This window comes from Phenylobacterium sp., assembly GCF_030693805.1.
Classification (GTDB): Bacteria; Pseudomonadota; Alphaproteobacteria; order Caulobacterales; family Caulobacteraceae; genus Phenylobacterium.
Genome location: NZ_JAUXZW010000213.1, coordinates 1 through 5,859 on the forward strand (window position 1 = coordinate 1; position 5,859 = coordinate 5,859).

Sequence of the window (5,859 nt, forward strand, 5' to 3'; positions counted from 1 at the left end):
CCAGCAGGTCGATCATCTGGCCGCAGCACATGCCCCGCGCGCCGGCGGCCTGGGCCAGTCGCACGACCATCTCTGCGCGCACCGCCCCGTCGCTGTGGGTGTCGGGATGGGCGAGGATCTCGAAAGCGGCGCTTTGCAGCGCGTCGCCGGCGAGGATCGCCGTGGCTTCGTCATAGGCCCGATGCACCGTCGGCTGGCCGTGACGCAGATCGTCGTCGTCCATGGCCGGCAGGTCGTCGTGGATCATGCTGTAGGCGTGCACGCACTCGAGGGCGCAAGCGGCCCGCAGCACCGGGCGCGCATCCAGCTCGAACATCTTCCCCGTCTCGATGGAGAAGAACGGGCGCAACCGCTTGCCGGCCCCCAGCGCCGCATAGCGCATGGCTTCGGTCAGACGCGACTCCGGACCATCCGCGCGCGGCAGCAGCTCGTCGAGGGCGACGGTGACCAGATCGGCGGCTTCGGCGACCCGCTGCTTCACCGATCCCATCAGTTGAACTCGGCCGGCTCGACGCCGGGCGCAGTCCCCTGCGCGCCAACGACGATCTTCTCAACGCGCAGGCGCGCGGCCGCCAGGCGTTCCTCGCAGTGAGCCTTCAGGGCCGCGCCGCGCTCATACATCTCGATGGAGCGCTCCAGAGGCGCCTGGCCGGATTCCAGCTCGGCGACGATGCGTTCCAGTTCGGCCAGCGCCTGCTCGAACGACAGGGTTGCGATGTCCGCGGCGTCGGCCATGGGGATCCTCTTGAGCGTTATTCATTCCTAGTGAGCGCGGCGAAGCCCCGCAACGCCCCAGGCGCACGCCGGCGCGCCGATCAGCGGCCTCAGGCGCGATGAAAGCGGCGCATTGACCAGTATTTGTAGCCCTGGCTAGCCGCCAACTTCCAACCGCGGCGCTTCAGCGCGCGTCCGATCATGAAGTTGAAGAAACCGTGGGCGATCACCGCGACGTCCTGGCCGGAGGCGGTGGCCTCGATCAGCCTCGCCGCGGCGCGATCGGCGCGCCCTTCGGCCTGGCGGCGGGTCTCCGCACCCTCGTGGTGATTGAAGAACCACCACCAGAACCGCGCCATGAATCCCCAGATTCTCGGCGACAGGCGAACGAACGCCAGCAGCCTGGGCGGCGGCAGCGGCGCTTCGATCAGCATCGGGTCGCGGACGAACGTATCGCCGCCGGTCAGCGCCCGGGCGCTCTCGATGGAGCGCAGTCGGGTGGAGGAGATCACCGATCCGGCCGCGGCGACGATGGCGACCAGTTCGGTCGGCGGCGTCTGACCTGGCAGCAGGCCTAGCACCTCGTACTGAGCCCAGAAGTTGCGGTAGCCCTCGGCGTTGAGCAGCACCTTGCGCGACAGGGCTGGCTCGCCGTGACGGATCAGGGTGATCGACCCCTGTCGGGCCGCGGCGTTGGCGGGCGGCTCGGCGGTCAAAGTGTGAGCCATCTCATCTGAAAAGGCGCCGGGCGCATCCCATTCAGGGCGCCCGTCTCCCGTCCTACCCCTCCGACAGAGCCCGCACATGCGCGACGGCAGAGCGGCCCAGAGCCTCAAGGTCGTACCCGCCCTCGAGCGAGGAGACAACCCGGCCGCGTGAGCGCGCCCTGGCCACCGACATGATCGCGCGCGTCGCCCAGCCGAAATCCTCCGCCTCCAGTTGCTGCTCGGCGGCGATCGGGTCGCGCACGTGGGCGTCGAAACCCGCCGAGACGAGAATCAGGTCGGGTCCGAAGGCGTCGACCTGGTCGATCAAACCGGAGAAGGCTTCACGCCAGGCGTCGCGTGTCGCGCCAGGGGCGACGACGGCGTTGGCGATGTTGTCGGCCGCGGCCTGCGACGGATGCCCGCTGCCCGGCCACAGCGGCCACTGTTGCAGCGAGGCGAGGAACAGGCCCGGTCGACCCTCGAAGGCCGCCTGGGTGCCGTTGCCGTGGTGGACGTCGAAGTCGACCACGGCCACCCGCTTCACACCCGCCGCCTGCGCAGCATGCGCCGCCACCGCGACGTTTGAGAAGATGCAGAAACCCATGGGCACGGCCGGCTCGGCGTGATGCCCAGGGGGCCGCACCGCGCAGAACGCCCGCTCAGCCTGGCCGGATGCGACCGCCCGCGTCGCCGCCACCACCGCGCCGGCCGCACGTCGCGCCGCCGACAGACTACCGGGCGACATGAAGGTGTCGGCGTCGAGCATCAGCCGACCGGACGCCGGGGCGGCCCCGACGATCGCCTCGACGTAGCGCGGGTCGTGCACGCGGGCGAGATCGGACGCCTCGATCAGCGGCGCGTCGAAGGATTCGAGATCGAGATCCGAGGCGTCGTCGAGCGCGTCGATCACCGCGCGTAGCCGCTCGGGCCGCTCCGGATGGCTCCAGGTCGATGGTCGAACATGTCCGCGTGGGTATAGAGCGCGACGGTCATGTCCCCTTTTACCGTATCGGCGCTGAAATTCCGCCAGGAACCGCTGTTTCGCGCGGCGATGCGGCGAAAGCCCGCGCCCACACCTGCGACGAATTGGCGCGGAACAACGCAAGGCGGCAGGCTCGCGCGGCGCCTGGCGGGCGCTCGGGTCGGCGCTGTTCAGCGTCCGAACGATCGCCCGGCGCGACGCCAGGCGGTCCGATCCGACTGAGCGTTCAAGCTAAGCTATAAGAATCTTTGGCATTTCAGGCCTGGTTGGCGCCCGAGCGTAAACCGCTGGTTGATCGTGCGCAGACCCGTCGCACGCCGGTCGGTTGCGCGACGGCTGAAAGCTGGCCCGGCGACCGCAGAATTTATTGCTGCGATTTAACATTCTGCGCTTTGACTAACAGGGTTCGTTTTGAGAGCTTCCCCGCCCGTAAGGCGACAGGTTCCCCCAGGGATGCTCAGAATCGGCTACGTCAAATTGCGTGACGCGCGTTCAATGGCCCACACCCAGGCGTTGAAGGCGATGGGCTGTCATGTCGTGCGCGCCGGCGAAGCGGCCGGCCCCGGCAAGGACGATTCCGCCGTCCTCAGCTCCATCCTCGACTTCGTCGGAGAGGGTGATGAGCTGGTGGTGATCCGGCTCGAGCATCTGGCCCACTGCTCACGCAGCGCGCTCGACGTCATCGACAGGCTCGAGAGCAAGGGCGCCACGCTGTTCGTGGCGGAACCGGAGATTTCCAGCGTCGGCGAGGGTGGCCGCGCCCTGCGCGCAGCGCTGCAGGCCGTCGCCGCGGTTGAAGCCCCTATCACGCTGCGCAAGCGCCGGGGCGCGGCCTCCGCCAATGACATCGTCGCCCTGCAGGAAGCTGGCGTTGGTCCAGTCGAGATCGCCCGTCGGCTGGGGGTTTCGCGCATGACGGTGTGGCGCAAGCTGCGGGCCCTGGAGGCCTGACAGGCGCCGCGCCCATGCGCGCGGCTATGGACATGCGCCTGGCGCGGCCCCATCCTTCGGGCTCAAACAAACGTTCGTCTTCCTTAGGACGTGACCATGTTCATGCGGTTTTTCACCGAGTTGCGCCAAGCCAAGGTGCCGGTGACCCTTAAAGAATACCTGATGCTCATCGAGGCGCTCGACAAGGCGGTGATCGACCGATCCGTCGAGGATTTCTATTTCCTGTCGCGCGCCGCCCTGGTGAAGGACGAGAAGAATCTCGACCGGTTCGACCAGGTGTTCGGCCGCGTGTTCCGCGGCATGGAGGAGATGGGCGACACCATCGCCGGCGACATCCCGGCTGAATGGCTGAAGCGGATGAGCGACAGCTTCCTCACGGATGAGGAGAAGGCCCAGATCGAGGCCATGGGCGGCTTCGAGAAGTTCATCGAGGCGCTGCAACAGCGCATGCGCGAGGAAAGCCAAAAGGGCGAGGGCAACGGCGGCTCCAAACCTGACGGCAGTTCGCCGTTTGGGGCCAACGGCTACCACCCCGAAGGCCAGCGCATCGGCCAGGACAAGGGCCGCCACGGCCGTGCGGTGAAGGTCTGGGACAAGCGCGAATACAAGAATCTCGACGACTCGGTCGAGCTCGGCACCCGAAACATCAAGGTGGCGCTGCGCCGTCTACGTAAATGGGTGCGCGACGGGTCCGAAGACGAGCTGGACATGGACGGCACGATCCGCGGCACCGCGGAGAAGGGCTACCTGGACATCCAGGTGCGCCCCGAACGGCGCAACAAGATCAGCGTGCTGTTGTTCCTCGACATCGGCGGCTCGATGGATTCGCACATCAAGGTCTGCGAGGAGCTGTTCTCGGCCGCACGGACCGAGTTCAAGAACATGGAGTTCTACTACTTCCACAACTGTCTCTACGAGTCGGTTTGGAAGGACAACCGTCGACGCCACGCCGAGAAGATTCCCACCTGGGACGTGCTCCACAGGTTCCCCAAGGACTACAAGGTGATCTTCGTCGGCGACGCGACCATGAGCCCCTACGAGATCACCTATCCGGGCGGCTCGGTGGAGCACTGGAACGAGGAGCCGGGCGCGGTGTGGCTGGATCGCCTGACCCAGACCTTCGAACACGTTATCTGGCTGAACCCCACCGCCCAGCGCCATTGGGAGCACACGCCGTCTGTCGAGGTGATGCGCCAGCTGGTCCGCGATCGGATGTATCCCCTGACCCTGGACGGCCTCGACAAGGCGATGCGCGAGCTTTCGCGCTGAACGTTTCGCCGGCCGCCGCCTCGCAGACGCCAAGCGAATGACTTCCGACAACGACAACCCGATCGATCTGCGGCTGTTGGAACCCGGAGAAACGCAGGACGCCGCCACCAAGGCGGCGGTGTTCGCCGCGGCCGAGCGGCTGTTCGCCGAACAGGGCTTCCAGAACGTCTCGGTGCGCGACATCACCACGGAGGCGGGCGTCAATCTTGCGGCGGTCAACTACCACTTCGGATCCAAGGACGCGCTGCTGTTCGAGATCTTTCGCCGGCGCACGGCGGAGCTGAATCGCCAGCGCGCGCGCATGTTGCATGAAGCCCATGCTCGCCACGACGGGCGGCCGCCGGCGCGCGAGGTGTTGGAGGCGTTGTTCGCCCCGCCGTTGCGCTGGTCCGCCCTCGACCATCCCCATCGCCTGTCGCTGCAGTTCATTATCCGCGCCCGCGGCGAGGGTACTGAGGCGATGCGCGAGGCGTTGCGCAACGACGTGTCCTATCTGGCCCGCTTCGCCGACGCCCTCGCGCAGGCGAGGCCGGACCTGGCGCGCGAAGAGGTCTACTGGCGTCTGCATTTCTGCCTTGGCCTGATCCACAACAGCCAGCCCGCCGAGTTCGATCGGCTGAACGTGCTGTCCGGTGGATTGACCCAGGAAAGCGACGTCGAGGCGCTGCTCGCCCGCATGCTGGACTTCGCCGTGGCAGGGTTCCTGGCTTAGGCCGCCAGGGCTTGCGCGAACCGCAGGTCCTCGACGAACTCCGCGTAGGCCTTGGCCTTGGCGTCCGCGTCCGGCAGCCTCAACAGGTACGAGGGGTGGTAGGTCACCACGGCCTGTCCCTGATCGGGCAATTGCAGGGCATGGCCACGGTTCTTGCCGATCGGCGTGGGGCGGCCCAGCACCGCAAGGGCGGCCGTGGCGCCCAGGGCCACGATAACCCGCGGGCGCACCATCCGTCGTTCGTTGTCCAGCCACCAGCGACAAGCCTGCACCTCGCCGGCGTCGGGCGTCTTGTGCAGCCGGCGCTTGCCCCGCAGCTCGTGCTTGAAGTGCCGCACAGCGTTGGTGACGAAGGTCTCGGCGCGCTCCACCTTCGCCTCTGCCAGCGCGCGGTCGAACACCTGGCCCGCCGGACCCACAAACGGTCGTCCCGCCAGGTCCTCCTGGTCGCCCGGCTGTTCGCCGACAAACATCAGCCGCGCGGTCCGGGGCCCCTCGCCCGACACCCCTTGCGTCGCGTCCCG

General features: G+C 67.5%; 8 protein-coding genes. 3 read left to right on the plus strand and 5 right to left on the minus strand.

The features are described from left to right. From Q8M88_RS08370 to Q8M88_RS08385, 4 genes are all read right to left on the minus strand, one after another. Positions 1-490: polyprenyl synthetase family protein (locus tag Q8M88_RS08370; protein WP_305596298.1), on the minus strand; the 490-nt coding region annotated here is incomplete at its 3' end. After that, positions 490-735 (minus strand): exodeoxyribonuclease VII small subunit, encoded by a 246-nt coding sequence (locus Q8M88_RS08375; protein ID WP_305596301.1) that lies wholly within the window; start codon positions 733-735, stop codon positions 490-492. The genes Q8M88_RS08370 and Q8M88_RS08375, both read right to left, overlap by 1 nt. An 89-nt stretch (positions 736-824) precedes the next feature. Continuing rightward, positions 825-1,442: a histidine phosphatase family protein gene (locus tag Q8M88_RS08380; protein WP_305596303.1), complete on the minus strand. Its 618-nt coding sequence runs from the start codon at positions 1,440-1,442 to the stop codon at positions 825-827. A gap of 52 nt (positions 1,443-1,494) precedes the next feature. Then, positions 1,495-2,331, minus strand: a complete 837-nt coding sequence (locus Q8M88_RS08385) for a histone deacetylase family protein (protein ID WP_305596305.1) — start codon at positions 2,329-2,331, stop codon at positions 1,495-1,497. Between the two features lie 567 nt (positions 2,332-2,898). Here Q8M88_RS08385 and Q8M88_RS08390 point away from each other — a divergent pair. From Q8M88_RS08390 to Q8M88_RS08400, 3 genes are all read left to right on the plus strand, one after another. Further along, complete coding sequence (locus Q8M88_RS08390) at positions 2,899-3,354, plus strand: recombinase family protein (RefSeq protein WP_305596307.1); 456 nt, start codon at positions 2,899-2,901, stop codon at positions 3,352-3,354. Between the two features lie 96 nt (positions 3,355-3,450). Further along, the gene (locus Q8M88_RS08395; protein WP_305596309.1) at positions 3,451-4,623 is read left to right on the plus strand and encodes a VWA domain-containing protein; all 1,173 of its coding nucleotides are present in this window, start codon (positions 3,451-3,453) and stop codon (positions 4,621-4,623) included. 37 nt (positions 4,624-4,660) lie between these two features. Continuing rightward, the gene (locus Q8M88_RS08400) at positions 4,661-5,335 is read left to right on the plus strand and encodes a TetR/AcrR family transcriptional regulator (protein WP_305596311.1); all 675 of its coding nucleotides are present in this window, start codon (positions 4,661-4,663) and stop codon (positions 5,333-5,335) included. Here Q8M88_RS08400 and Q8M88_RS08405 read toward each other — a convergent pair. Next, on the minus strand, positions 5,332-5,859 hold a 528-nt coding region (locus tag Q8M88_RS08405; protein ID WP_305596313.1), incomplete at its 5' end, for a UdgX family uracil-DNA binding protein. The genes Q8M88_RS08400 and Q8M88_RS08405 overlap by 4 nt on opposite strands.

What these genes read in the sequence shown, in the direction of transcription:
- Q8M88_RS08390 (WP_305596307.1), top strand. Translation starts at nt 2,899, where the DNA reads ATGGCCCACACCCAGGCGTTGAAGGCGATGGGCTGTCATGTCGTGCGC.
- Q8M88_RS08380 (WP_305596303.1), bottom strand. Translation starts at nt 1,442, where the DNA reads ATGGCTCACACTTTGACCGCCGAGCCGCCCGCCAACGCCGCGGCCCGA.
- Q8M88_RS08375 (WP_305596301.1), bottom strand. Translation starts at nt 735, where the DNA reads ATGGCCGACGCCGCGGACATCGCAACCCTGTCGTTCGAGCAGGCGCTG.
- Q8M88_RS08400 (WP_305596311.1), top strand. Translation starts at nt 4,661, where the DNA reads ATGACTTCCGACAACGACAACCCGATCGATCTGCGGCTGTTGGAACCC.
- Q8M88_RS08395 (WP_305596309.1), top strand. Translation starts at nt 3,451, where the DNA reads ATGTTCATGCGGTTTTTCACCGAGTTGCGCCAAGCCAAGGTGCCGGTG.